Genomic DNA, 26,602 nt, shown 5'->3' on the forward strand with positions numbered 1-26,602 from the left:
CTACATTTGATAGAGTAAAAATATTTTTTTTAATTGAACTATAAAATTCATAGATATACTAGTCGAAACCAGATAGAATGGAATCTATTTGTTGAATCTTCTATAAACGGTACTTTTTTACTCCATCGTAACTTTATGGATTATCACAATGATCGCTTTGAAGATCATAGTCTACTGATTTATAAAAATAACACGTTGCTTTGCTGCGTTCCAGCCCATGTTAATAATCATATATTTTACAGTCATCAAGGTTTGAGCTATGGTGGTTTGATTTTAAATCTAGAAGGAAGCTCTTTTATTTATGATATAGTAGGTTCTTTGTTAGAGTATTTTAGAGAGTCCGCTTTCGCGAAAGCGGAATTACAACAGCCACCTTTATCCTACAATACTATAAATAGTGAAATAGCAAAATCTTTAAAAAATTATGGGTTTAAGATAAATCGTGTTTTACATAATCAATATGTGAACCTAAAGGAAAAGGTTAATGTTTCTCCTAAAAAGAGTATAGGTTACCGTAATGGGAAATTTGATGGTTTATCAATTCATAAAGGAAGTGATTTTAAATCTTTTTGGGACTTTGTACTTGTACCACAACTAGAATCTAGACATGCATCTAAGCCAGTACATAATGTGGAAGAGATAGAATTATTGCACTCTAGATTTCCTGAACAAATAATTCAACACAACGCATGGAGAGATGGAGAATTACTGGCCGGAATTACATTTTTTATAAAAGATAAAGTAGTGAAATCGCAATATGCATCTAGTTCATTAAAAGGTATGAAAACCGATGCAGTGGGCTTTATTTATATGGAAGCGATGAAAGAGTTTAAAGAAAAAGGATTTTCTATAATGGATTATGGGCCTGTAAATGAACGTGACGGAGCTATTAATGAGGGATTGTTGCGTTTTAAGAAGCAATTGGGTTGTGTAGAAGAAGAGTGGAAAAGATGGGTGATTGAGCTTTAAAAACTCTATAAATGATAAAAACCACTAGTAAAAAGGTGCTATCAGACACTTATTCACTAGCGGTTTACCAACCAAACTTAACTTATTTTTCTTTTTCATAATATATCGAGGTGTTTATAATTAATTAAAGGCTAATTCAATAATCTAAACAAGAACTTCTTATCTTATGATGGTACAAATTTAATACAATGACCAAGTTTAAGATGCTAACGTGTCGTTAAGCAATGTTAAGTAGTGTTATCTATAAAATTGAAAAAAGCAGTTATGTTTGCAACAGAATATTAACAAATGAAGAATACAAAGCGATCTTTTCACATGGCCATTATTTCTAGTGTGCTACTGTTAGTCTTTACTTTACTATCTTATACGACTAGAACTGCAGGAAATAATATTAATGATATTACAGGTTATCTGATGACCTTGTTTTTCGTTACTGTGGTTATGGGTTTTGTTTTAAGCTTGTTGAGTATTAAAGAAAAGTACCATTGGAAAAAGTACGTGGGTATAGGGATCAATACTTTTTTCTTCATTTTATTAGTCATAGGATTATTGGGTAATCTGGTAGACATAGTAAATGCTTTTAGTTAAAGCACTTTTGTTTTGATATATTCGTTAAATATCCATGACCGAGATGACTCCACCTTACATTCCATACTTAGACCTCAAACCTTTAAACGATAGGTTTGCTCAGGAAGACCTCTTGTCATTTAAAGAAATTCATGCTTCTGGCAGATTTATAGGAGGTGAATATGTAGACCGATTTGAAAAAGAGTTTTCAGTCTATTGTGGTACTAGTCATTGTATAGGAACTGGGAATGGATTAGATGCTTTAACTATTATTTTAAAGGCCGAAGTTGCTCTAGGTAACTTACCACAAAACGCTTCTATACTGGTACCAGCACATACGTACATAGCTACGTTTTTAAGTGTTATCCATGCAGGTATGCGACCTGTGCCTGTAGATGTAGAAGAACTTACCTTAACTGCAAATGTGTTGCGCAAGGTAACTCTAGAGTATGATGCGATCATCGTTGTTGATATTTATGGAAAATTAGTAGATGATGAGGTGTATGCTTTTGCAAAAGATAATTCTTTACCCATTTACTGCGACACCGCACAATCTCATGGTGCTACAAATAAATTAGGTGAACGATCTGGAAATCTAGCTAGGGCTAGCGCTTTTTCTTTTTACCCTACTAAAAATTTAGGTGGAATAGGTGATGCAGGTGCAATAACTACCAACGATTTTGAACTAGCAAACATGTGTCGTAAAGTGGCTAATTATGGTAGAGAGAGTAGATTTGTAAATAATATTATAGGTGTTAATTCTAGATTAGATCCATTGCAAGCGGCTTTCTTATCTAACAGATTACCAATGCTGGATGCAGATAATACCAGAAGAATAGAAATAGCTACCTATTATTACCAGCATATCAATAACGTAAAAGTAAAACTATTACCGTCTGATTTTTTGAACAACTGTGTGTCACATGTTTTTCCTGTATATGTTGCTAATAGAAAAGTTTTTATGGATTACTTAGATCATATAGGTATAGGAACAAGTGTGCATTATGAAATACCGCCACATCAACAAGCGGCATTTAAAGAGTTGAATCATCTTAGTTTTCCTGTTACCGAAGAATTACATCGTACCGAGGTGAGTTTACCATGTCATCCTTTATTGAGTAAAGAAGATGTAGAATTTATTGTAAAAGCAGTAAATGCTTATTAAATGAGAAGACTGCTCGATAAACTTAATAAAAACCTACTTCTTAAAGTAGCAGGATTCAATTCTATTTATATACTTATAAAAATAGGAACTGGTACCGTTATGTCTTGGGTTCTTGCAAATTATGTAGGTGCGGCAGGAATGGGTGTTTTAGGTAATTTGCGCAATTTTACACAAGGAATATGGAGCTTTGCCTCTTTAGGTCTTGAAAATGGACTCGTTAAAAACACTGCAGAACATAAGGAGAATCCAGTAGTTTTAAAAAAGGTTATAAATACTGGTTGGACCATGTCTATTGTAACAAGCATGGTTGCTGCTATTGTTATATTTTTTTCGGCAAGATGGCTGGATCAAGAACTCATTGCTGTAGATGCAGATTTTTCTCTAGTATTTAAATTGTTTGCCATAGGGTTGCCATTTTATGTTCTTTTCATTTTTATAACTAGCTTAATGCAAGGATATGAATGGTATAAGAAATTCATAACGCTCAATATTATAATTAGCTTAATTGTTTTTTTAATATCAGCTTATTTAAGCTTTGAGCATAATTTAACTGGAGCACTTTATGCTATTGCGTTAGTTCCATTTACACAATGTTTAGTAGGAGTTTTGTTTTGGTTTACTAGGGTAAAAGCTCAAATAGCACTTAAAGAATTGCTAGCTTTAAATTTTGATAAACGCACAAGTGGGCAACTATTAAAATATAGTGCGATGGCATTATTTAGTACATTGCTTATACCTTTTGTTAATATTCTAGTACGTAATACGGTTAGGGTAGAAGTGAGCGATGTAGCTGCAGGGTGGTGGGAAGCTGTAGTGCGTATTTCTGGTTATTACATGCTTTTTGTAACCAGCCTAGTGAGTCTTTATGTATTACCTAATCTAAGTAAAGATAGCAGCCTTAAGAATTATAGAATAACGATAGTACATTTTTATAAAACGATGCTACCTATAGTTATAGCAGGACTAGTGACTATTTATCTTTCTAGAAATTTAATTCTTTCCATACTTTTTACTGAAGAGTTTAATGGTGCCCAACCCTTATTTAAATGGCAATTATTAGGAGATTTTATAAGAGTAATCACCACAGTAATCGCTTTCAGATTTGTTGCGATTAATGACTTGTGGCGTTACTTAACTGCTGAGGTTTTAAGTATTCTATCTTTTTATTTGCTATCAATATACTTTATACCTATTTATCAAGAAGAAGGTGTGGTAATAGCCTATTTAGGTAATTATTTATTCTATCTAGTCGTTTTGTTAGTTTTACTGCGCAAAGAACTATTTAGTAAAATAAAAGTAGTTTAATTACCATTAGATGCCTCGCGTCTTATTTGTTTAACCACTGTGTCTGATTTTTTAAACATCATGCTGTTATCTTTTTCAGTAACTATTGCCATGTAAGAATGTACAGTGTCAGCACCTTTAAGAGGTATTAATTCTATTAGGTCTATTTTCTTTTTTGCTGGTATGGTGGTAATCATAGGTCGGTCTGCACTGCGTCTAAAACCAGAACTCTCTACCCTGAAGAATAGGTCTATATCCTTTCCAGTCGTATTCTCTGCTACATACACAATACTTTTACGCTCATTGCGCACAGTGATATCTATGCCTTTATGAGAATTTTGTTCTGGTGTAATGAATAATAGTAAAAAAAGAATAGTAATGAGTTTCATGATAATATTTTAATAAATGCATTCAAATTTTATGCCTAGCTGCCTTGCACAAACTTATATTTGTAAAGTTAGTTAATTTCTGTATCAGTGATAGTGGTTGTTCCGCTTTCGCGAAAGCGGATCCTTTAAAATAAATATCCAGTATTATTATGAATTTACAACTCAACAGACCTATTTGCTTTTTTGACCTAGAAACAACAGGAACCAATATTTCTAAAGATAGAATCGTTGAGATTTCTATACATAAGGTTTTTCCTAATGGAGAAGAAAAAACGTATACTTTTAAGGTGAATCCTACTATTCCTATCCCGCCAGAAACTACTGCTATACACGGTGTAAGCGATGATATGGTTAAAGATGAACCGACTTTTAAAGAAAGAGCGCACGAGGTACATAATATTATCAAAGACTCTGACCTTGCTGGTTTCAATTCTAATAGATTTGATATACCACTTCTTGCTGAAGAGATGCTGCGCGCCGGTGTGGATTTTGATATGGGTAATCGCAATGCGATAGATGTGCAAAACATCTTTCATAAAATGGAACAACGTACACTAGTGGCTGCTTATAAATTCTACTGTGACAAAGATCTTACTAACGCACATAGTGCAGAGGCTGATACCATCGCTACTTATGAGGTTCTTAAAGGACAGTTAGATCGCTATCCAGAATTAGATAACGATATGAAATCGCTTGCAGAATTCTCTACACGTAGAAAACCTGTAGATTTTGCTGGGATGCTTGCGTTTAATGATCAAGGAGAAGAGTGTTTTAACTTCGGGAAACATAAAGGAAAAAGAATTGTTGATGTTCTAGAAAAAGAACCTGGTTATTACAGCTGGATTCAGAATGCAGATTTCCCTCTATACACAAAGAAAGTTCTTACGGCTATAAAGCTGAGAGGTTTTAATGGGTAGATTTATCCTAATAAATCAAAAAAAAGGATGTTTTTTATAAGAGACATCCTTTTTTTTTTTGTTTAATTATTTGAGCTGTTTATGTGGCTAGAGTTGATTCTTTTTATCGCCTAAAAACACAAAGTCGGATAAACGGTAATTTTTAAAAAGACTATTTTATTATAGAAAAGAGGTATAATGCAGCGTTAGGTTTAGAATGTTTCTTAATAATCTTAAAGGGTAAATAAGCACTTTGTATTCATGTAATTTATATCACTTTATGACTATTTTTGTTTATTAGACAGAGGTCCATGAATAGATTAGCTAGACTATCTAAAAATAAACAGATGCTTTATATAGCAATGATTTTCATTGTTTTAAACATCATAACCATATTCTTTTTTGAGCTTATTGAATTTAGGTTAGTTAGACTCTTATCTTCAATTACCGCATTACTGTACTTTCATTTTTACATAAGTTATAAAAACAGAATTATATATAGTATTTTCATCATGTTAGTCTGTTCTGATGTTTCCATGGTTTTTTATGAGCATTATTTGGGTTTAATCACATATACTTTGTGGTCTATCGCTATTTATCTAACGTTAAGTATTTCTGCTTTAAGAAAAATACAATGGAGGCGTGTTACTAGCTTAGATTACATTGTTTTTATATTGGTTTTTCTTTTTAATATTTACATTTTAGAATTCACAGTGTCAGATATAAGGGAATTATTTGAAACTAGACTAGCTTATTATTTAATAAAGATAACTGGTTATACAGGATTGGTTTCTTGTCTATTGTCTGCGTTTTTGAATGCAACGCGTCTGAGTTTTAGAACAGCTTACTTTATGTATGCTTTATTTGGTTTAATATTTTCAGATTTTGTTGCAATGCTTGCATTTTATTATAAAATTGAGCCCAAACTGTTTTTTCTAATCGATAGAGCAGCTTATTTGTTTGCATTGTTCTTTTTAGTACGACATGCTTATATGGCATATTTGCAAAAAGAAGCAGCTAAAGCGGCGGCAATACTCAAAAAATCTTCCCAGGATTCAATAAGTCTTTAGAATCCATTAATGTTTTAAGTGATCTCATTAAAGATATTTCTTCTTTTGTTCTACATAGTTCTAGGTAATCTTTTTTGTGCGTTCCTATACCATGTTCTGCACTTACAGAACCACCTATTTCCTTTAAACCACCATAGATACAGTGGTCGATTTTCTTTTTAAGGTCATTGCTCAAATTCTCTTTGCCTATCATGAAATGTATATTACCATCTGCCACATGGCCAAAGGCATATACCTGCTCAACGCCATTTATTAATGCAAGCGTCTCATACCTTTCTTTTATATAAGAACCTATTAATGGTATAGGTAGACTTATATCAAAGTGTTGATCGTGTTTCATGAAGTCTACTAGATTATTAACGTCTTCTCTAATTCTAAAAAACCATTCTATATCACTAGGAGATTGCGCCATTACGGCATCTAGAATAAGATCATTTTCTAATGCGTTTTCTAAAATTTGTTGAAACTCTTCCTGGTCTTTTATTTGATCACTACCTAAGGCTTCAACTAATACATAATAATTATAATCATAAGGTAGTGGTGGTTTTACTGCATCAGTTACACTTGTCATTTGCTGATAACTGTTTTTCCAGATCAGTTCAAAGCCGCTCATTTTTCCTGCTAGATGGCTATCCATGTATTTAAGAAATTTTACCACATCTTCATATTCATCAAATGCGATATAGGCTGCATTACGGCTTTGTGGAGCTTCTTCTAGTTTAAGTATAGCTCTAGTGATAACACCTAGTGTCCCTTCACTACCTATAAATAATTGTTTTAGATCATAAGCGCTATTGTCTTTAATAATCTTTTTCATAGAAGAGATGATAGTCCCGTCTGCGGTTACTGCCTCGAGGCCTAATACAAGTTGTCTAGTCATGCCGTATTTGAGAACCCTTAATCCACCAGCGTTAGTAGAAATAATGCCACCTATTTGTGCGCTACCCTTTGCTCCAAAATTTAAAGGGAATAAGAGGCTTTTTTCTGTAGCTGCGTTATGTATATTTTCTAGAATAACACCTGCTTGTACAGTCATTGTTCGGCTTGCTGTATCTGTTTCCTCAATTTTATTTAATCTTTCTGTAGAAATAACTACCTCGTCGCCTGTTGTCTCTGTACTACCTACTAGATTAGTTAGGCCTCCATGAACGACTATCGGCAGCTCTTGTGCATAGCAAATTTTCATGATCTCACTTACTTGTTGCGTTGTTTCTGGTAGGAGAACGCATAGAGCATTTAATGGTTGATCCATGTGCCATATATGATGATATCGATGTGATAGATCATCAGGCCCTAAAATCTGATCTGATTTTAAAATGGTAGTGAATAAGGAGGTAATAGACATTTGAGAAAAGTAATTAAATAAACAGAAAATCTATGAAACGTATGAAAATATAATATAGTTTCAAATCTAAAGTTTATTAATTAAAACAAGACTCTTTAGAATACTCTATAGATCAATTAAAATCAAGCTTATCTATTAAGTTTGTATATTTTCATTATAAAATTTTAATGACTATAGAGTGTGTAATAAATCTTTATCAACGTTTAATCTTTAAAATAGGTTTTTAAACGATGTTTAATTCAGGTTTTATATGTAATTTACCACACAAAGGATTAATAATTTATTTTTGTCCAAAAGGAATTAATAGTTGCCTAGCAAGTTTTTACATAAAGAATTTATAGTAATAATAGCAACCTTATTGTTATTAAACTTTGCTTCCGTTTATATTGAAGATTTATCTTTGATAAGATGGAGTAGGTTATTAACAAGTGTTGTGGGGTGCGGTTATTTGGTGTCTAGGTATAAAATATATTTAATACCCAGATTTCTATTAGGTACATTATTATTAGTGCTTACCGATGTTTTTTACATCTATCTCAATTTCACAGTAACGCATCTACTGTATTTAGTAGCTTCTACGGCGGCATTTTTATTGTTTGTTATTTCTATTAATCAATTTATTAAATGGAAATCAATTAGTAAGACTACCGTATTACTTTTAATTTTAACTAATGCAGGGTTGTATTATTTCTTAAACTACTTATTAGAAATTGTAGTTCTAGATATAGAGGGCTGGCTATTGCATCTGTATAATATTTATGCGATAACAGGAATGATATATTGTTCTATTACAATAATATCATTTTTACAAGTAGATGATCGTACAGGAAATGGTAATTATCTATATATATCATTCGGCTTTTTACTGTCTAACACTTTTCTTCTAGTGGCCTTTTACAGCGATATCATAGATTTTTATTACCTCACTCGTATTTTCTATTTTTTAGTATGGGGATCTTTAGTTCATTTATTGGGTAGACGAGCAGTAGAGCATTTTTCTAAATTAGAAGTGAATAAACTTAATTAGACGGTTGCCATAATTGTCCGCGGTGTGGTTTTAGTGCATCTCGCACCGCAGGCATGAATAACTCTTCTAGTGCTAGAAATGCTATAAAATGATTCTCATTTATTTGTTCCGTACCAGTTGCTAGAGATTCTACTTTATTTTCCTTTACATATTCATCTAGATGAATAAGATGGTGAGCTGCAGTTTTTTGAGCATCAGGGCCCTTAAAATCCCAAATTAATTTTAGTTGTCTCATAAATTAGTATTGCTTTACTGGTATTTTACTTTCTGCAAATATCTTAAAATCTTTCATGTGTTGATAGGTTTGGTTGGTAAAGAGTTGTGGTCTTGTTTTAGCTATTACTCTCATCATACCTGTAAATTTAAAAATGCTGGTGGCGTTCCATAGGGTAGATTTTACTACTTTGTTTTTTATGATAGTTTCGCTTTCGCGAAAGCGATTACTCTGTAAGTTAAGTACACCACTAGTACGGTAAGTGGCTTCCCAGAGATGTGGCAAGTCTACAGCAGTAATCTCTTCTTTCATGTTAATAATAGCACCGCTTACCTTAATTTTCATATCACGAGTGCTACCTACTTTTCCGGGCTCGCCAGATAGAGGTCTTGAGCTTACTAACCCTTTTTGCCAGTGTTGAAAAAAGTCTTCATTTTTAAATAGTTCCATCACCTGATTAATGGGTAAAAGTATCTCGATTACATTCTCACTTTTTATCATAGAAGAGCAGTCGTAAAATGCATCTAAAACTTATACGGTAACCTTAAAATAATTGCTAGTTTCTAGCGTTTTGAAAGGCAATCTTAAATAACTATTTTTGCAATCCTTGAAAAGGAACTATATGAAGTATATAAGTAGTCTATTATTGATAAGTGTTTTTTTTCTGACGGTAAAAGCAACGGCACAAGACATAGGAGATAAAACGTTGCTTACCATAGATGGTACAGATTATGACGCTGGAACATTTATGAAGTTTTACTTTAAAAACATAGATATAGTACAAGATGAAGATCAAAAAAACATTGATAATTATCTCGATCTTTATATTGATTATCGTCTTAAATTGCAGCAGGCTTATAGCCTAGATTTACATAAAAAAGAAGATTACCTTAAAGAAATAGAGAGCACTCGTTCTAGTATTGCACAGGCATATTTAACTGATAACGAGGTGTCAGATCAGTTAGTGAGAGAGGCTTATGATCGAGGTAATAAAGAGGTAAATGCAAGTCATATTCTCATAAAAGTAGATCGTGCAGCTTCACCTGCAGACACTTTAAAGGCATGGAATAAAATCCATGATATCGAACAAGAATTAAAAAATGGTGCTAGTTTTTCTTCTCTAGCAAGAACTAAAAGTGAGGGCCCTAGCGCAGGTAATGAAGGTAATCTAGGCTGGTTCGGTTCTTTTAGAATGGTATATGAATTTGAAAATGCTGCATTTGAAACAGAAAAAGGCAGTTTTTCTAAACCATTTAGAACAGACTTTGGCTATCATATACTTTATGTTAAGGATACAAGACCTAATCCTGGTGAGTTAACAGTGGCGCATATCATGGCTTTTGATAAAAAAGATTCTGATAGTAAAAATGCTCAAGAGCGTATTCTAGAGATTTATAAACAGGTACAATCGGGCAAAGATTTTAAACAATTAGCTCGTGAATTCTCTGACGATGGTAATAGCGCTGCTCGTGGTGGTAAATTAAATAAATTTGGCACAGGTGGTGTGGACGAGGTGTTTGCAAACGCTGCGTTTGCATTGAAAAATTTAGGAGATTATAGTGAGCCTATAAAAACTAAATTTGGCTGGCACATTATTAAATTGTTAGAAAAACATCCTGTTAAATCTTATGATGATTTAAAAAAGGAGTTAGAGAATAAAATTAAAAAATCTCCAAGATCTAGAAAAATAACAGAAGGCTTTATAAATAAATTAAAGACCCTCTATAACATAGAAGATCAAAATGCGTTGCCAAAAAACGTGTATACGATGGTAAACGATACGTTACTACTTTCTGGAAAGTATAAATTTGATGATCAGCTAACAGGTCTGGATCAAAAGCTTTTTACTATCAACGAGGCTTCTTATAAAATAGGAGATTTCTTAAAGTATGTAGAAACTAAAATGGCTAAGGATTTTAAACCTTATCCATCTAAGAAAGCAAAGTTAGATGCTTATTATACAGAATATAGCAACGACCAGTTGATGTCATACTACGATAAAAATCTGGAGAGAGATAACAAAGAATTTAGATTTTTGTATAATGAATTTAAAGAAGGTTTTCTAGTCTTTGATCTCATTGAGACAGAAATATGGAACAAGGCAAAAAACGATTCTATAGGTTTAAACGAATATTTTAATAATCACCGAGAGGATTATAAATGGAAACGAAGACTAGACATCGTATTAACTCAAAATGTATCTCGTGATATAGCTGAAAACGTACGTCAGCAGCTCATTAAAAAAGTAGCGATAGATGATATAAAAAGCAGTTTAAATATCGATAATAAGACTCAAGTCATTGTTTCTAGTGGAGAGGTAGAAGAAACTTATAATAGGTTGCCAGATAACTTTGAAATAAAACTGGGAGTTTCTTCTGTTTATCACGATGCCGGCGATAGCTTTTATAAGGTGATAGATGTTAAAGAAATTAAAGAGCCTACAAATAAAACACTAGAAGAGGCTAGAGGTAGTGTGGTAAATGACTACCAGCAAGAACTAGAAAAGAGCTGGTTAGATAATTTAAGAAATGGCCATCAAATTAAGGTGAGTAAAAAAGTGTTTAAAAAAGTAAAAAAAGCAATAGAAAATCAACTTGATTAAAAGATTTATATACATATTAATAGCAGCTAGTCTAGCATCCTGTCAGTTTTTTGAAAAAGAAACAGAGCCAGACGCTGTAGTTAGTTTAGGAAAGCATTATTTAGATAAAAGTGATGTAATGCGCATCCTGCCATCTGATTATACCGTGGCAGATAGCACAAGAATTATGGATGTTTATATCAATAAATGGGCTACAGATTATCTGTTGTTAGATAATGCTCGAGATAATATAGGTCAAAATCGCCAGCAAGAACTAGAAGAGTTAGTAGAGAATTATCGTGTAGAATTATATGCTCAAGAATATTTAAAAGATCTAACTAAGCAAAATCTGGATACTATAATTTCAGAAAATCAAATTAAAGCATTTTATGAATTACGTAAAGAGGACTTTAAATTAAATGAAGATTTAGTACAGTTTAGATACCTGCAATTAGATCCTCTTAACACTGATTTGCAAAAAATAACTAAATGGTTCAATAAAGGAGATGTACCTTCGTTGAGAAAGATCGATAGTTTAAAATTATCGTACCGCAATTACTTTTTAAATGATAGCATATGGGTTAAAAAGAGCCATCTTTTTGACGCGATGAATGTAATCAACCCTGTAAATGAAAAGTTATATATAAAAGAGAATAAAATTTGGAAACTAGAAGATAGTCTTGGTGTATATTTGGTGCGCTTCAATAAAGTGCTCAAACGCGGTGATCGTGCGCCTTTATCTTATGTTAAGCCTACAGTAAAACAGGTTTTGCTCAATAAAAGCAAGCTTGCCTATATTAAAAAATTAGAAAAAGATTTATTAAATGACGCTATTAACAGTGATAAACTTAAAATCAACAATTAAATACCTAGGTGTTTTTATCGTTCTCGCTTTCGCGAAAGCGGTAACCGCACAAACAACTACGACAGATAATGATGTTGTAGATGTAGATAACCAGATCGTTGCAGAAACTCTAGCCGCTATGGATAGTGTAAAACCTGTAAAGAAACGATTCCTTATAGAAGGTGTCGCTGGTGTGATAGGAGATTATGTAATCTTAGGATCTGATATTGTAAGTGCTAAGCAGCAAGCAAATAGACAGTCTGGAATAGCTAATATTTCAAATTGTGAATTAATGGAAAGCCTACTGTCAGAAAAAATGTATGCCCACCATGCAATTCAAGATAGTATAACCATAAGCGATCGTGAGATAGAAGGTAGAACAGAGCAAACTATTCAATATTTTAAGAATGGTTTACAGACTACTGATGAGCAAAAAGTAGCCGATTTCTATAAAAAGGATAATATAGCTCAGGTAAGAGAAGCTCTTAATAGATTAAATCGCGATGTGTTGCTAGCACAACGCATGCAAGAAAGAATCACAGAGCAGGTAGAGATTACACCAGAAGAAGTACGTGAGTTTTTCAGTAAAATATCTGAAGAAGAATTGCCTCTTTTTAATACAGAAGTAGAAATGGCGCAAATAGTCGTTATTCCTGAGGCTGAACAAAGTGAAATAGATATAGTCGTTAATAAACTTAAAGAATATAGAGAAGATGTTCTTGATAATGGTGCAGATTTTGCCGCAAAGGCAACTCTTTATTCTGATGATACTGGGACAGAACGTGCTGGTGGTGTTTTAGAATTACAGAGATCTAGTCCATTTGTAAAAGAATTTAAAGATCAAGCATTTTCATTAAGAGAAGGAGAAATCAGTGAGCCTTTTGAGACTCAATTCGGCTGGCATATTCTTTATGTAGAGAAAGTTATAGGACAGATAAGACAGGTGAGACACATTCTATTAATACCATATATATCGGTAAGTCAGATAGAAAAAGCAAAAGCAGAATTAAATGCTATGCGTGATCGTATCATTCTTAAGGAGATCGAATTTGGCGAGGCTGCAAAAGAAATAAGTGACGAAGAAAGAACAGCTCAAAATGGTGGTAAAATTATTAATCCTAACACAGGAACTGGTAGAGTAGAGATCACTAGGCTAGAGTCTGATATGGCATCCACATTACAATTTCTTGAAAAAGGAGATGTAAGTGGTATTATAGAAGAAAAAAGTCCAACAGGAGCAAAATCTTTTAAGCTAGTTTATGTTATCGATAAAATTCCAGACCATAAAGCAAATTATGCTCAAGATTATTTAAAGATTAAGGATCTTGCATTAAAAGATAAGCAAGTAAAAGCTATCAATAAATGGCGTAATGAAAAAATAGCCGATACTTATATTAAAATAGGATCAGAATATAATGAGTGCGATATTCTGAATGCCTGGAACTAAATAGTTAATAAACCAACCCCACCACATGTCAGATGTAGCTGCGATTGATAACCTGGTAAAAAAACATCAGGAACTTAAAAAAGAAATAGCCAAAGTAATAATAGGTCAAGAGAACGTAATCAATGAAATATTGATTTCTATTTTCTCTGGTGGTCATGCACTTCTAGTAGGTGTTCCAGGACTGGCTAAAACTTTAATGGTTAATACGATATCGCAAGCTCTAGGATTAGATTTTAAACGTATACAGTTTACACCAGATTTAATGCCTAGTGATATTTTAGGAAGTGAAATTCTCGATGAGAATAGAACGTTTAAATTCATTAAAGGACCTGTGTTTACTAACATAATCCTTGCAGATGAGATTAACCGTACACCACCTAAAACTCAAGCAGCTCTTCTAGAAGCGATGCAAGAGAAATCTGTAACAGTGGCTGGTCATAAGTATAAGTTAGATGCACCTTATTTTGTACTGGCTACACAGAACCCTATTGAGCAAGAAGGTACTTACCCATTGCCAGAAGCACAGTTAGATAGATTTATGTTTTCTATCTTTTTACAATATCCTTCTTATCAAGAAGAAGTGGATGTAGTAAAGGCGACTACTAGTGATAAAAAACCGGTGATAAATGCACTGTTCACGGCAAAGGAAATAGTAGATTTTCAACAACTAGTAAGGCGCATTCCTGTTGCAGATAATGTTATTGAGTATGCAGTTAAATTAGTGGGTAAAACGAGGCCTAAAAGTGATGAGGCTCCAGAAATTATTAAGCAATATATAGATTGGGGTGCCGGTCCTAGAGCATCGCAAAATTTAATTCTAGCTGCAAAAACACATGCTGCGGTTAACGGTAAATACAGTCCAGATATTGAGGATGTAAAAGCGGTTGCTACAGGTATCTTAAGACATAGAATTATTAAAAATTACAAAGCAGAAGCGGAAGGTCATACAGAAGAAAGTATTATCGCGCAGATTCTATAATCAGTTTTCTGACTTAAATTATATAAAAGCACCTTTTACGAGGTGCTTTTTTTATATTCAATATTATTTAATAGCGGTATAAGCATAAACAATTACGCTTTCGCGAAAGCTAAAATACTACTATCGATATAGTTATTTATCAAATTCATAATTTAAGGTTGTTTAAATTGTCAATTTGATAAAATCTATCCTTTTAAAACCTCGCTATTTTGATAATGTCTAAACTACTGTGATACTGTGTTAAACTTTCATTTAACGGCTCATTTTTGTAGCTTCGCAATCCATTAAAAATGATAAATTATTTTTATGATTATGGCTTCTGATGATAGACTGTCAGTAAGAAAAAGTTTACATCATAAAGACATATCTTAATTTACATTGAACCGAATACTATTATAAAATATATGAATACTTATAAGAACTATCTTCAGCAAATTGAAGACCGAAAAGAACAAGGACTTCACCCACAACCTATAGATGGAGCTGAATTATTAAGCGAAATTATATCGCAAATTAAAGACGTAAATAACGAGTTTAGAGAGCAGTCTCTTAACTTTTTTATCTATAATGTTTTACCAGGTACGACTAGTGCTGCTGTTGTTAAAGCTAAGTTTTTAAAAGAAATTATTTTAGGTCAGGAAGCGGTAAAAGAAATTACACCAGCTTTTGCTTTTGAACAATTATCTCATATGAAGGGTGGACCTTCTGTAGAGGTTTTATTAGATCTTGCTTTAGGTAATGATGCTCAAATTGCTCAAGATGCTGCCAAAGTTTTAAAAACTCAAGTATTCTTATATGAAGCAGATACAGAAAAGTTAGAAAAAGCTTTTAACGATGGTAATGCTATTGCTAAGGAACTTATAGAGAGCTATGCACAGGCAGAGTTTTTTACTAAGTTACCAGATGTAGAAGAAGAAATAGAGATCGTAACTTTTGTAGCAGGTGTAGGTGATATCTCTACAGATTTATTATCTCCTGGTGCAGACGCGCATTCAAGATCAGACCGTGAATTACATGGTCAGTGTATGTTTGAGCATAATAAAGACATGCAGAATGAATTGTTAGCTTTAAAAGAGCAACATCCTGATAAAAGAGTGATGTTAATCGCTGACAAAGGAACTATGGGAGTAGGTTCTTCAAGAATGTCTGGTGTGAATAATGTAGCGCTATGGACTGGTGTTCCTTTTAGTCCATATGTACCGTTTATTAATTACGCTCCAGTAATCGCAGGTACTAACGGTATTGCACCTATTTTCTTAACTACCGTAGGAGTAACTGGTGGTATAGGTATCGATTTAAAAAACTGGGTAAAGCAAAAAGATGCAGACGGTAATACGATAGTCGATGAAGATGGTGAGGCTATTCTTAAAGAAGAATATTCTGTAGCTACTGGTACGGTTCTTACTATCAATACAAAAACCAAGAAATTATATAACGGAGATAAAGAATTAAAAGATATCTCTACAGCTTTAACTCCACCTAAAATGGAGTTTATCAAAGCTGGTGGATCTTATGCAGTTGTTTTTGGTAAAAAATTACAAACCTTTGCTTGTAAAGTTTTAGATATAGACGTTCCTCAAGTATATGCTACTGCAAAAGAAGTATCTGTAGAAGGACAAGGTTTAACTGCAGTTGAAAAAATATTCAATAAAAATGCAGTAGGTTCAACACCAGGAAAAACGTTACACGCTGGTTCTAATGTAAGAGTAGAAGTAAACATTGTAGGTTCTCAAGATACTACTGGTTTAATGACTTCACAAGAATTAGAAATGATGGCAGCGACTGTTATTTCTCCTATCGTTGATTGTGGTTATCAATCTGGTTGTCATACAGCTTCTGTATGGGATGATAAGTCTAAGGCTAATATCCCTAGATTAATGAAGTTCATGAACGACTTCGGATTAGTAACAGCACGTCACCCAGAAGGGAAGTATCATGCAATGACAGACGTTATTCATAAAGTACTTAATGACCTTGCAGTTGATGACTGGGATGTTATTATCGGTGGAGATTCTCACACTCGTATGGCAAAAGGTGTTGCCTTTGGAGCAGATTCAGGAACCGTTGCCTTAGCTCTTGCTACAGGAGAGGCTACTATGCCTATTCCAGAATCAGTAAAGGTTACCTTTAAGGGAGAAATGAAATCTTACATGGACTTCCGTGATGTAGTGCATGCTACTCAAGAGCAAATGTTAGATCAATTTGAAGGAGAAAACGTTTTCCAAGGAAAGATTATTGAAGTACATATTGGTACCTTAACTTCTGATCAAGCATTTACGTTTACAGACTGGACAGCAGAGATGAAAGCAAAAGCTTCTATCTGTATTTCTGAAGATGAGACTTTAATTGAATCGTTAGAAATATCTAGAGATCGTATTCAGATTATGATTGATAAGGGTATGGATAACCCAAAACAAGATCTTAAAGGTCTAGTTGATAAAGCAAATAACCGTATTACTGAGATTAAAACAGGTGTGAAGTCTGCTTTAAAGCCAGATGGAGATGCAAAGTATTATGCTGAAGTAGTTATCGATTTAGATAAGGTTGTAGAGCCTATGATAGCAGATCCAGATGTAAATAATGAAGACGTTTCTAAACGTTATACGCATGATAATATTAAACCACTATCTTATTATGGTGGTACTAAGAAAGTAGATTTAGGTTTTGTAGGGTCATGTATGATTCATAAAGGAGATATGCAAATCTTAGCTCAGATGTTAAAGAATATCGAGAGACAACAAGGAAAAGTAGTGTTTAATGCACCTCTAGTTGTGGCTCCTCCTACATACAATATCGTAGATGAATTAAAAGCAGAGGGAGACTGGGATGTTTTAGTTAAATATTCAGGTTTTGAATTTGATGATAACGCGCCTAAAGGACTAGCACGTACTAAGTATGAAAATATGTTATACTTAGAGCGTCCAGGTTGTAACCTTTGTATGGGTAACCAAGAAAAGGCAGAGCCAGGTGATACGGTAATGGCTACTTCTACTCGTTTATTCCAAGGTAGAGTGGTAAGAGATACAGATGGTAAAAAAGGTGAGTCTTTATTATCTTCTACTCCAGTAGTTGTATTATCTACAATTTTAGGAAGAACACCTACAATGGAAGAATATGAAGCAGCAGTTGAAGGTATAGTTTTAACTAAATTCAAGCCTTCTACTAAGAACTTAGTTGTTGCTTAAAACAACAAACTATTTAATAGAATTAAAGCCTGAATCATTAGATTCAGGCTTTTTTAATTGCTATTATTTCTACTTGTTATTAATTTTAACTATCAGTGCAGTGGTCAATTTTATATTTATATTATAAATAGTACTTCTATAATTTTGTATATTTAAAACACTAATAAAACTAATAATATACCTTATGGCATTTGATATCGATATGATTAAGAAAGTGTATAGTGAGATACCGTCTCGTGTTAATAAAGCTCGAGAACTAACTGGTAAGCCCCTTACACTCGCTGAGAAGATTTTGTATTCACACCTTTGGGATGGAATTCCAGGAAAACCCTTCACTAGAGGAAAAGATTACGTGGATTTTGCACCAGATCGTATCGCATGTCAAGACGCCACTGCACAAATGGCTTTATTACAATTCATGCAGGCTGGTAAAACAGAAGTTGCTGTACCTACCACAGTACATTGTGATCACTTGATTCAAGCAAAAAACGGCGCTATTTCTGACCTTCAAAATGCTTTGAATACTTCTAACGAGGTTTTTAATTTTTTAGAGTCCGTATCAGATAAATATGGTATCGGTTTTTGGAAACCAGGAGCAGGTATCATTCACCAAGTAGTACTTGAAAACTATGCATTCCCGGGAGGTATGATGATCGGGACAGATTCTCACACCGTAAATGCTGGCGGATTAGGAATGGTAGCTATAGGTGTAGGTGGAGCAGATGCTGTAGACGTTATGGCAGGAATGGCTTGGGAATTAAAATTTCCTAAACTTATAGGTGTTAAACTAACTGGTAAATTATCAGGTTGGACAGCGCCTAAAGATGTAATTCTTAAAGTAGCTGAAATCCTTACCGTAAAAGGTGGTACAGGCGCAATTGTAGAATATTTTGGTGATGGTGCTGCAAACCTTTCTTGTACAGGAAAAGGAACAATTTGCAACATGGGAGCAGAGATAGGAGCAACGACTTCTACATTTGGGTATGATGCCTCAATGGAACGTTATCTGCGCGCAACTGATAGAGCTGATATTGCAGACGCTGCAAATGAAGTTAAAGAATATCTTACCGGTGATGATGAGGTGTATGCAAACCCAGAGCAATATTTTGATCAAGTAATTGAAATCGATTTAGATACCTTAATGCCACATTTAAATGGGCCATTTACTCCAGATCTAGCGACTGAAGTTGGTTCTATGAATGAAAAAGCAACTGAAAATGACTGGCCACTTAAGGTAGAATGGGGACTTATAGGTTCTTGTACGAACTCTTCTTATGAAGACCTTTCTCGTGCAAGCTCGATAGCACAACAAGCAATTGATAAAAAATTAAAAACTAAAGCAGATTTTGGTATAAATCCTGGATCAGAAAAAGTGCGTTATACGACAGAACGTGACGGTATTTTAGGAATATTTGAAAATCTAGATGCTAAAATATTCACCAATGCTTGTGGGCCATGTATCGGTCAGTGGGCACGTTATGAAGATCCTAAAAATGCGCCTAAAAACTCTATCATACATTCATTTAATAGAAACTTTGCAAAGCGTGCCGATGGAAATCCTAACACACATGCCTTTGTAGCATCACCAGAAATGGTTGCTGCCATTGCTATAGCAGGTAGACTAGACTTTAATCCTATCACGGATAAGTTGATTAATGAAGATGGAGAAGAAGTAATGCTAGACGAGCCTACAGGATGGGAATTGCCTCCTAAAGGTTTTGAAGTAAAAGATGATGGTTACCTAGCTCCACAAGAAGATGGAAGTGGTGTGGAGATAAAAGTTAGCGAAGACTCTGATCGTCTTCAGTTATTAGAGCCATTTACACCTATTGGGACAGATGTTTCTAAAGCAAAATTATTGATCAAAGCATTTGGTAAATGTACCACAGACCACATTTCTATGGCAGGGCCATGGTTGCGTTATAGAGGTCACTTAGATAATATTTCAAACAACTGTTTAATAGGTGCTGTAAATGCATATAATAAGCAGACTAACTTTGTTAAGAATCAGTTAGATGGCGAGTATGGAGCTGTACCAGCAACTGCCAGAGCTTATAAAGCAGCAGGGATCCCTTCAGTAGTAGTGGGAGATCACAATTATGGAGAAGGATCTTCTCGTGAACACGCTGCAATGGAGCCACGTCATCTAGGTGTAGTTGCTGTGATCGTAAAATCATTTGCACGTATTCATGAAACGAACTTGAAGAAACAAGGAATGTTAGGTCTTACGTTTGCAAACGAGGCAGACTATGACTTGATCCAAGAAGATGATAACTTCAACTTTGTAGACCTTGCAGACTTCACGCCAGATGTGCCATTAACCATTGAGGTAACTCATGCAGACGGTTCTAAGGATACCATAAAAGTAAATCATACCTATAATGCTGCTCAAATTGAGTGGTACCGTAAAGGAAGTGCATTGAATAAAATTAAAGAAGATAACGCTGCTTAATACCACGTTTTCTATTATATTAAAATGCCTCTTGAGATTTCAAGAGGCATTTTTGTTTGTTGTAGTTCCGCTTTCGCGAAAGCGGAATAAATTTAAAGACATTTTTAAAGATCAAATTTTAATCTTCTGGTTCTCTCGTCGCGCGCGTTTGCAACGCGTTCGTTTTAAGTTAAGCATTTGCAATGCGATTCACAAAGTTAATTCAACTTTTAATACCATTTAGTAATTTCAACATTACTAGTTCCATCATCTAAATATGCACTAGCACTACTATGAATCCAATGGCGTTCTTCCTTCACATAACCTGCTTCTATAGGATTGTAATGGATGTAGTTAAAAGCGGCTTCTAACTTTTTAACTCTATCCATTATTTTAGGATGAAAGCCATCTTGCCAAACTTTATGATTAGAATGTCTTTTGGACTTATCAGCGAGAAAAGAAAAAGTACCTAACAACCACTCTTTGCGACTTTCTCCAGGTTCATTGATAGCAACAATTATTTTTTTAGAAGTGAACTTTTTAAGATCTCTAATAATATCATTTATTGGTTTACCAGTAGTTCCTACTATCATGTGTACATGACTGGGCATTATGACATAGGCATAAACAATAAGTCCTTTTTCTTTAATACAATGATTTAATGAGTCCTCTAAAACATGAATGTATCGATCTCTAGTGAATATATCAATCCATTTTACAACCGTTAATGTGATAAAATAATTTTCTTCTTGATCTTTTACTTTGTATCGTTCCGACATAGTAGCAAGATAGCTTATTGTGAATCGCATTACAAATGCTCAGCTTGTTGAGCACGCGTTGCAAACGCGCGCGACAAAAAAAAGCTTTTTGAGAAACCAAAAGGCTTTTTTGTTGATTGTTGTCTTTGTATTCGCTTTCACTATGCCTTGCAACCTGACTTAATTTCATCGATGGTCCTTAATGAACTTAGTTGGATTCAAATAACCTTCCGTAGTTTCGGAATAACCACCACCGATATGCATTTCTAGGCTATCTCTAATTTCAAAATGTAAGTGTGCGAGGTAAGCACCATTTGCAGTTCCTATAGTACCTATTTGATCTCCGCGTTTAATGATGCTATCTGTTGAAACTAAAATTTGATCGCAATGAGCATAAAGTGATTCTATATAAGTACTGTCTGGTAATTTATGTGATATCCTAATTACTTTTCCCCAACCGCTGCCTATATCTTTTGCAAAAGTGACTTGACCATTTGCTATTGCATATATAGGGTCTCCTAAATCTGAATCGCCACCAGTTACAGCATTCCAGTCATCACCTAAATGATCGTTTTCACCAAATTTTTGTGCATTGTAATACCCCTTTCCATTTGGTTTCCCTACTGGATAGTCAAAATGAGTTGCAGTCGGAATCGATTTCTTACGTTCTACTATCAATTCTTTTTTTATAACAACAGTTTCATGTATAACGGAAATAGGTTCTTTGTCACTATCGGATTGCTTACAAGAAAGTAAAAACAGTACTATTACTATCAATATGTGTTTCATTATTTAAAAGGATGGTTCATATTTACAACAGTAAATTAACGATTTTAATTGTACAGCCATTTATCTTTGTTAGCTAAGTCATAGCAATCTATAGAATAGTTTATGAAAAAGCTGTCTCTCAGTAATATAATTTTTGTTGTTGTAATAGCATTACTTATTATTCCTCAAACTAGAAAGCCTATTCAAGTAGCTCTGCAAAAAATAAGAGTACAGTTGTTTTCTCCGTCTACTTTAGATAAAGAAGATCAACAACAGTTAGAGCCTTTTACTTATCATTTGAGGTCGCTCGATGGAATTTCCAAAGGAATTGAAATAGGACAAGGACGTGTGACTTTTATAAGTTATTGGGCGACATGGTGTCCTCCTTGTATTGCAGAATTTCCTAGTATCGATAAATTGTTTAAAGATTATGGTAATGAAATAGATTTTCTTTTAATTACTAATGAAGATCCAGAAATAGTAAAACGATTTTTAAAAGAAAAAGAGTTTGATATACCAGTTGTGTTACCACAAATGAATACACCTGAAGAATTGTATGAATCTAGCATACCTACCAGCTATATTATAGATGCAACAGGTAAAATTATAATTAAAGAACAAGGTGCGGTAGACTGGAATAGTACCGAAATAAGAGAAGTAATAGATCAATTGATTATCAATTAATGAAGGCAGACTTATAAAAGACGATGCTATAAGTTTTTATTTCCAAATATTAATTTACCATAACATTTTATTCATTTAAAGTAAGAGGCATCTATCTTTGTTATTATGTCTCAACAAATCACAACGCTTACTTTTTTTAAATATCCCAGCTTTAAACAAAAAGTTTGGGCTTTTGGAATGATGCAATTTGCACACGGTCCATTAAAAAAGACAGCTGGACTAGAGTTCTATAAGTTGTTAGGTTCAGGAAAGGAGAATTTTGATCCAAAACCAGACTGGAGTGTTTATGGATTATTACAAGTATGGGAGAATGAAGAGTCTGCAAAAAGCTTTTTTGCCAATTCAAATTTATACAGTAGATACTTAAAGCACAGTTCTAATCAGCTGACTTTCTATATGAAATGTATAAAAGCGCATGGACAGTGGTCTAAGAAAAATCCGTTTAAGGTGAGTGAGAACTTAGATGAACATAACGAGTTTATAACCGTTATTACTAGAGCCACTATTAAACTAAATATGCTTAAGAAGTTTTGGGATTATGTACCTAAATCACAAGTAGATTTAATTGATAACCCTAACTTACTATTCACTGCAGGAGTAGGAGAGCGACCAGTAACTCAAATGGCTACTTTCAGCCTTTGGAATGACGCAAGAGCTTTAAAGAAATTTGCTTACCGCAGTCAGAATCACAGACATGCAGTGCAACAAACACAGGCATTGCAATGGTATAAAGAAGAGTTATTTACTAGATTCCAACCCTATAGAATTAAAGGAACATGGGCAGATTTTGAAATACCTAAAAGCTTAAAATAACTTTTTAAAGAAAGCACTTAAAAATGGTACTGATGTCATGGGCAGCATAATACCTAGCTCCTGACTTAAACTAGTCTCTTGGTCTAGAAAACTGAATATAGTCTGTATCTTGTTTTTTCTATATAAAGTATGAAAAACCTCAGGTCCTCGAGCATTATCACTGTGTAATACATCGAGCATGATATCATCATAAAAGCGAAATTTCTTAGAAATCATACCATGATTCAGCTCTCGTTTTAAAATAATATTATCTACTAATTGTACTGCTTTTTTCTCACTCATTTTAAAACTATAACCAGTAGATGGTTTTACCCAACCACCAGCGGTGCCTATTTTTAAGTGGTTTTTTCTATGGTGCTGCTCAAATTTATAGGAGGTCATAGGTATAACACCTTGCTCTGTTTTTTCAATAGAATAGTTAGTAAGCTGCAAGTACTTTGCAATATATTCTTGGAGATACTTTTCATAAGTATCATCGCTTACCACATCTTTAGAAAAATAGGTAAATTCTACAAGAGCTTGTGTTGTAGAATAAGGTAAGACGTAGGTAAAGCTAGTCGTGCCAGCATCTCTTAATCTATAATCCATCATGGTAAACACCTCTGGATCAAAAGTAGGTCGCTCTGTTTTAATCACCCAACCCTTAAAATGTTGCTGTAAAGTTGTGGCTTCAGTATCTTTAAAAAACTTGGGATCTATACGACTGTCTAAAACTATAGAAGCGTTGATAGTAGCTTGTTCACAAACTATCTTTTTAATCTCGGCGCCGGACACGCTTTGAACTTTCTCTTCAATTAAAGTGTAATTAGATTTTTGTTGTAATTCCGCTTTCGCGAAAGCGATAAAATCACGACTCTCAATAGTCTTGTACACATAAGGATCGAGATCGAGAGGTATAAAATCATCAGGCATTATATAGCTGCCTTTTTTCCAACTGTGAGAGATTAAATGATCCCATTTACCATTTCCTTTTTCCCAAAAAGACCAAGTTTTATCTAACGACAAAGCCTTAAAATCATCTATAATAACGATGTTAAGATCGGTTTTACGGCGCAGTAATTCTTGCACAATGTGGCTGCCAGCGCACCCCATGCCTATTATGGCTATATCGTAATGACTATCCATAGACCTATTGCAAAAAGTAGTTGTACACCATATAAATGATAAGAAAGAATTTTATTTCCTTTAAGTTTAAAATGTAACGCTATGGCATGTAAAATAGCAGCTACCACATACCAGCAAATATAGTTATACCAGCCGGCACCATTTTTAAAATGCCAGAATCCAGCAAAATCGCATATTTGTTCTAGAAAGAAATCTAGACCTACCATAAGTGCCGCGCCACTAGCTATAATGGCTATAGGTGATGTAAAAAACTTCTTTGAAATAAGATGTGTGGTAAAGGTAAGCAAAGCCCAGTTGACACCTATTAGTACAGGGATTCCATCTATTTTAGGACCAAAATTTATACCGTAATAATAATCACCGAATAAGGTGCCGGTATGTACACCTATCCATTCTACGAGAATGCCGGTGAACATAAAAGCGATAAATAACAGTACAGCCTTACGTGATTCTATCTTGAAAAAGAATATCAATAGAAATAACAAGTAAATCATCGTAAACGGTGACTTAGGTAAGAAAAAATCTTCATATCCTAAAGCGATGCCTATAATGGCAGCTATATGAATGATCCATAAAAAGATGATTGCTATTCTCATGAATTAGCTTTAGAGATAAGGTCTGCTGTGATTTGTACGCTCAATAAACATAAAGGAATTCCACCACCTGGATGCACAGATCCACCTACGTGATAAAGGTTTTTCACTTGTTTATTAAAATTAGGATGTCTTAAAAATGCAGCAAATTTATCATTACTAGCTGCGCCATAAAGAGCACCGCGATAAGAACTGGTATTAGCCTCGATACCTTGAGGTGTCAGGATATATTCTGTTTTAATATGATTTGAAATATTTACACCTAGACATTTTTCAATTTTTTTGATGATGTCTTTTTTAGCTTCTTGCACGATTTGTTTCCAGTCCTGACCATAATCTCCTGGTGCATTAATCATAACAAACCAATTTTCATGTCCTGCAGGAGCGTCTTCTTGTGATTCTTTACTAGTTATATTAATGTAAACAGTAGGATCTTTTGACAAGGTCTTGTGCTCAAATATATGTTCAAATTCTGTATGATAATCTTCAGAAAATAGAATGTTGTGCAGGTCCAGTTCTGAGAAAACTCTATCGATTCCCCAATAAAAAATAAGTGCACTGCTAGATCGTTCTTGTTGAAGTGTCTTTTCTGGCGCTTTAATATCCTTCATTAGATTGCGATAAGTAGGATAAATATCCATGTTGGAAACAACGAGATCTGCTTCATAAGTCGCACGATCGGTTGTGATACCTGTTACTTGATTATCGAGGTGATTGATATGAGTTACGCTTTCGCGAAAGCGGAATTCTATTCCCACCTTTTCACCCATTTCAAACAATGATTGTGAAATGCTGTGCATACCACCGTGCGGATAATAGGTGCCTAGACCCAATTCTAAATGAGGAATCATACTCATAATACCAGGTGTCTGATAAGGAGAAGATCCATTATAAGTGGCATATCTATTAAATAGCTGAGTCAGTTTGGGGTTTTTGAAAACTCGGTTTTCCTGATCTAGTGTATTTGAAATCCCTAAAAAAGGGGTATTGATTAATGCTTTTACCGTGTCCATCGATAGGTAAGTAGATGCTTTGTGAAGTGATTTTTCTAAGAATAGACTTTTGGTAAGGTTGTATTTCTTTTTGCTTTTTTGAAGATAGGAGTATAGCGTTTTCTCATTTTCATTAAATATGGCAGCCGCAGTACGGACAAATTCTTGTGAATCTGTACTGGCTTTAAAAACGGTGCCGTCTTCCCAAAAATAATGACAAGCTATTTGTTTAGAACGGTAAGAAAATAAGTTTTCATGTTCTGGAAACAGTTGTAATAAATCGTCAATAAGGTGAGGTAATGTGAATAAAGATGGACCTAAATCAAATCGATATCCATCTTGATCTATGGCATGTAGTTTACCACCTGCATAGTCATTTTTTTCAATTACTATAACATGATAGTCTTGTTTTTTAAGCCTTAATGCTATGGCAAGACCACCTATTCCAGCGCCTATAACTATGGCTGTTTTCATAA

At 34.0% G+C, this 26,602-nt stretch carries 24 protein-coding genes; 15 read left to right on the forward strand and 9 right to left on the reverse strand.

The features are described 5' to 3' along the window. The first annotated feature begins 33 nt into the window (after positions 1 to 33). From LY01_RS13490 to LY01_RS13505, 4 genes are all read left to right on the forward strand, one after another. Entirely contained in the window at positions 34 to 969 is a 936-nt protein-coding gene (locus LY01_RS13490) for a hypothetical protein (protein ID WP_146080437.1), read from the forward strand. A gap of 288 nt (positions 970 to 1,257) precedes the next feature. Further along, positions 1,258 to 1,557, forward strand: a complete 300-nt coding sequence (locus LY01_RS13495) for a hypothetical protein (protein WP_104516491.1) — start codon at positions 1,258 to 1,260, stop codon at positions 1,555 to 1,557. A gap of 34 nt (positions 1,558 to 1,591) precedes the next feature. Continuing rightward, a complete protein-coding gene (locus LY01_RS13500) occupies positions 1,592 to 2,701 on the forward strand; it encodes a DegT/DnrJ/EryC1/StrS family aminotransferase (protein ID WP_245890743.1) in 1,110 nt (369 codons plus the stop codon). Continuing rightward, on the forward strand, positions 2,702 to 4,006 hold the full coding sequence (locus LY01_RS13505; RefSeq protein WP_104516493.1) for an O-antigen translocase: 1,305 nt from the start codon (positions 2,702 to 2,704) through the stop codon (positions 4,004 to 4,006). Here LY01_RS13505 and LY01_RS13510 read toward each other — a convergent pair. Then, complete coding sequence (locus LY01_RS13510; RefSeq protein WP_104516495.1) at positions 4,003 to 4,374, reverse strand: hypothetical protein; 372 nt, start codon at positions 4,372 to 4,374, stop codon at positions 4,003 to 4,005. The genes LY01_RS13505 and LY01_RS13510 overlap by 4 nt on opposite strands. A gap of 149 nt (positions 4,375 to 4,523) precedes the next feature. Between LY01_RS13510 and LY01_RS13515 the strand changes: the two genes are divergently transcribed. Both LY01_RS13515 and LY01_RS13520 read left to right on the forward strand, forming a co-directional pair. Then, positions 4,524 to 5,291, forward strand: a complete 768-nt coding sequence (locus LY01_RS13515) for a 3'-5' exonuclease (protein WP_104516497.1) — start codon at positions 4,524 to 4,526, stop codon at positions 5,289 to 5,291. Between the two features lie 290 nt (positions 5,292 to 5,581). Further along, complete coding sequence (locus tag LY01_RS13520) at positions 5,582 to 6,340, forward strand: hypothetical protein (protein WP_104516499.1); 759 nt, start codon at positions 5,582 to 5,584, stop codon at positions 6,338 to 6,340. Here the strand turns inward: LY01_RS13520 and LY01_RS13525 are convergent. Then, positions 6,306 to 7,685 carry an FAD-binding oxidoreductase gene (locus tag LY01_RS13525; RefSeq protein WP_104516501.1) on the reverse strand — a complete coding sequence of 460 codons (1,380 nt, stop codon included), beginning with the start codon at positions 7,683 to 7,685 and terminating at the stop codon, positions 6,306 to 6,308. The genes LY01_RS13520 and LY01_RS13525 overlap by 35 nt on opposite strands. 307 nt (positions 7,686 to 7,992) lie before the next feature. Here LY01_RS13525 and LY01_RS13530 point away from each other — a divergent pair, with 307 nt between their 5' ends. Then, positions 7,993 to 8,712: a hypothetical protein gene (locus tag LY01_RS13530; protein WP_104516503.1), complete on the forward strand. Its 720-nt coding sequence runs from the start codon at positions 7,993 to 7,995 to the stop codon at positions 8,710 to 8,712. Here LY01_RS13530 and LY01_RS13535 read toward each other — a convergent pair. Both LY01_RS13535 and LY01_RS13540 read right to left on the reverse strand, forming a co-directional pair. Then, the gene (locus LY01_RS13535; RefSeq protein WP_104516505.1) at positions 8,705 to 8,947 is read right to left on the reverse strand and encodes a hypothetical protein; all 243 of its coding nucleotides are present in this window, start codon (positions 8,945 to 8,947) and stop codon (positions 8,705 to 8,707) included. The two genes, LY01_RS13530 and LY01_RS13535, sit on opposite strands and share 8 nt — an antisense overlap. A 3-nt stretch (positions 8,948 to 8,950) precedes the next feature. Next, positions 8,951 to 9,427 carry an SRPBCC family protein gene (locus LY01_RS13540; protein WP_245890745.1) on the reverse strand — a complete coding sequence of 159 codons (477 nt, stop codon included), beginning with the start codon at positions 9,425 to 9,427 and terminating at the stop codon, positions 8,951 to 8,953. Positions 9,428 to 9,548: 121 nt separating this feature from the next. Between LY01_RS13540 and LY01_RS13545 the strand changes: the two genes are divergently transcribed. From LY01_RS13545 to LY01_RS13570, 6 genes are all read left to right on the forward strand, one after another. After that, a complete protein-coding gene (locus LY01_RS13545; RefSeq protein ID WP_104516507.1) occupies positions 9,549 to 11,528 on the forward strand; it encodes a peptidylprolyl isomerase in 1,980 nt (659 codons plus the stop codon). Beyond that, positions 11,521 to 12,372, forward strand: coding sequence for a hypothetical protein (locus LY01_RS13550; protein WP_245890747.1), 852 nt, complete (start codon positions 11,521 to 11,523; stop codon positions 12,370 to 12,372). Before LY01_RS13545 ends, LY01_RS13550 begins: the two co-directional genes overlap by 8 nt. Beyond that, complete coding sequence (locus tag LY01_RS13555) at positions 12,332 to 13,798, forward strand: peptidylprolyl isomerase (RefSeq protein ID WP_104516509.1); 1,467 nt, start codon at positions 12,332 to 12,334, stop codon at positions 13,796 to 13,798. Before LY01_RS13550 ends, LY01_RS13555 begins: the two co-directional genes overlap by 41 nt. A 25-nt stretch (positions 13,799 to 13,823) precedes the next feature. Next, on the forward strand, positions 13,824 to 14,777 hold the full coding sequence (locus tag LY01_RS13560) for an AAA family ATPase (protein WP_104516511.1): 954 nt from the start codon (positions 13,824 to 13,826) through the stop codon (positions 14,775 to 14,777). A 404-nt stretch (positions 14,778 to 15,181) separates the two neighbouring features. Further along, on the forward strand, positions 15,182 to 17,962 hold the full coding sequence (locus LY01_RS13565) for a bifunctional aconitate hydratase 2/2-methylisocitrate dehydratase (RefSeq protein WP_104516513.1): 2,781 nt from the start codon (positions 15,182 to 15,184) through the stop codon (positions 17,960 to 17,962). A 184-nt stretch (positions 17,963 to 18,146) separates the two neighbouring features. Beyond that, positions 18,147 to 20,414, forward strand: coding sequence for an aconitate hydratase (locus LY01_RS13570; RefSeq protein WP_104516515.1), 2,268 nt, complete (start codon positions 18,147 to 18,149; stop codon positions 20,412 to 20,414). A gap of 209 nt (positions 20,415 to 20,623) precedes the next feature. On the opposite strand, the gene LY01_RS13575 is transcribed toward LY01_RS13570, so the two are convergent. After that, the gene (locus tag LY01_RS13575; protein WP_104516517.1) at positions 20,624 to 21,202 is read right to left on the reverse strand and encodes an REP-associated tyrosine transposase; all 579 of its coding nucleotides are present in this window, start codon (positions 21,200 to 21,202) and stop codon (positions 20,624 to 20,626) included. Positions 21,203 to 21,337: 135 nt separating this feature from the next. Further along, the gene (locus LY01_RS13580) at positions 21,338 to 21,940 is read right to left on the reverse strand and encodes a M23 family metallopeptidase (RefSeq protein ID WP_104516519.1); all 603 of its coding nucleotides are present in this window, start codon (positions 21,938 to 21,940) and stop codon (positions 21,338 to 21,340) included. Between the two features lie 102 nt (positions 21,941 to 22,042). On the opposite strand from LY01_RS13580, the gene LY01_RS13585 reads away from it, so the two are divergent. Both LY01_RS13585 and LY01_RS13590 read left to right on the forward strand, forming a co-directional pair. After that, a complete protein-coding gene (locus tag LY01_RS13585; RefSeq protein ID WP_104516521.1) occupies positions 22,043 to 22,603 on the forward strand; it encodes a TlpA family protein disulfide reductase in 561 nt (186 codons plus the stop codon). A 105-nt stretch (positions 22,604 to 22,708) separates the two neighbouring features. Beyond that, positions 22,709 to 23,416: a DUF3291 domain-containing protein gene (locus tag LY01_RS13590; RefSeq protein ID WP_104516523.1), complete on the forward strand. Its 708-nt coding sequence runs from the start codon at positions 22,709 to 22,711 to the stop codon at positions 23,414 to 23,416. Here the strand turns inward: LY01_RS13590 and LY01_RS13595 are convergent. The 3 genes from LY01_RS13595 to crtD are packed head-to-tail and all read right to left on the reverse strand — an operon-like array spanning position 23,408 to position 26,600. Continuing rightward, positions 23,408 to 24,541, reverse strand: coding sequence for a lycopene cyclase family protein (locus tag LY01_RS13595; protein ID WP_104516525.1), 1,134 nt, complete (start codon positions 24,539 to 24,541; stop codon positions 23,408 to 23,410). The two genes, LY01_RS13590 and LY01_RS13595, sit on opposite strands and share 9 nt — an antisense overlap. Beyond that, positions 24,520 to 25,137: a carotenoid biosynthesis protein gene (locus LY01_RS13600; protein ID WP_104516527.1), complete on the reverse strand. Its 618-nt coding sequence runs from the start codon at positions 25,135 to 25,137 to the stop codon at positions 24,520 to 24,522. The genes LY01_RS13595 and LY01_RS13600 overlap by 22 nt, the downstream gene beginning before the upstream one ends. Then, positions 25,134 to 26,600 carry a 1-hydroxycarotenoid 3,4-desaturase CrtD gene (crtD, locus tag LY01_RS13605; protein WP_104516529.1) on the reverse strand — a complete coding sequence of 489 codons (1,467 nt, stop codon included), beginning with the start codon at positions 26,598 to 26,600 and terminating at the stop codon, positions 25,134 to 25,136. Before crtD ends, LY01_RS13600 begins: the two co-directional genes overlap by 4 nt. Between the last annotated feature and the right edge of the window lie 2 nt (positions 26,601 to 26,602).

This window comes from Nonlabens xylanidelens (genome assembly GCF_002934445.1).
Taxonomy (GTDB): Bacteria; Bacteroidota; Bacteroidia; order Flavobacteriales; family Flavobacteriaceae; genus Nonlabens; species Nonlabens xylanidelens.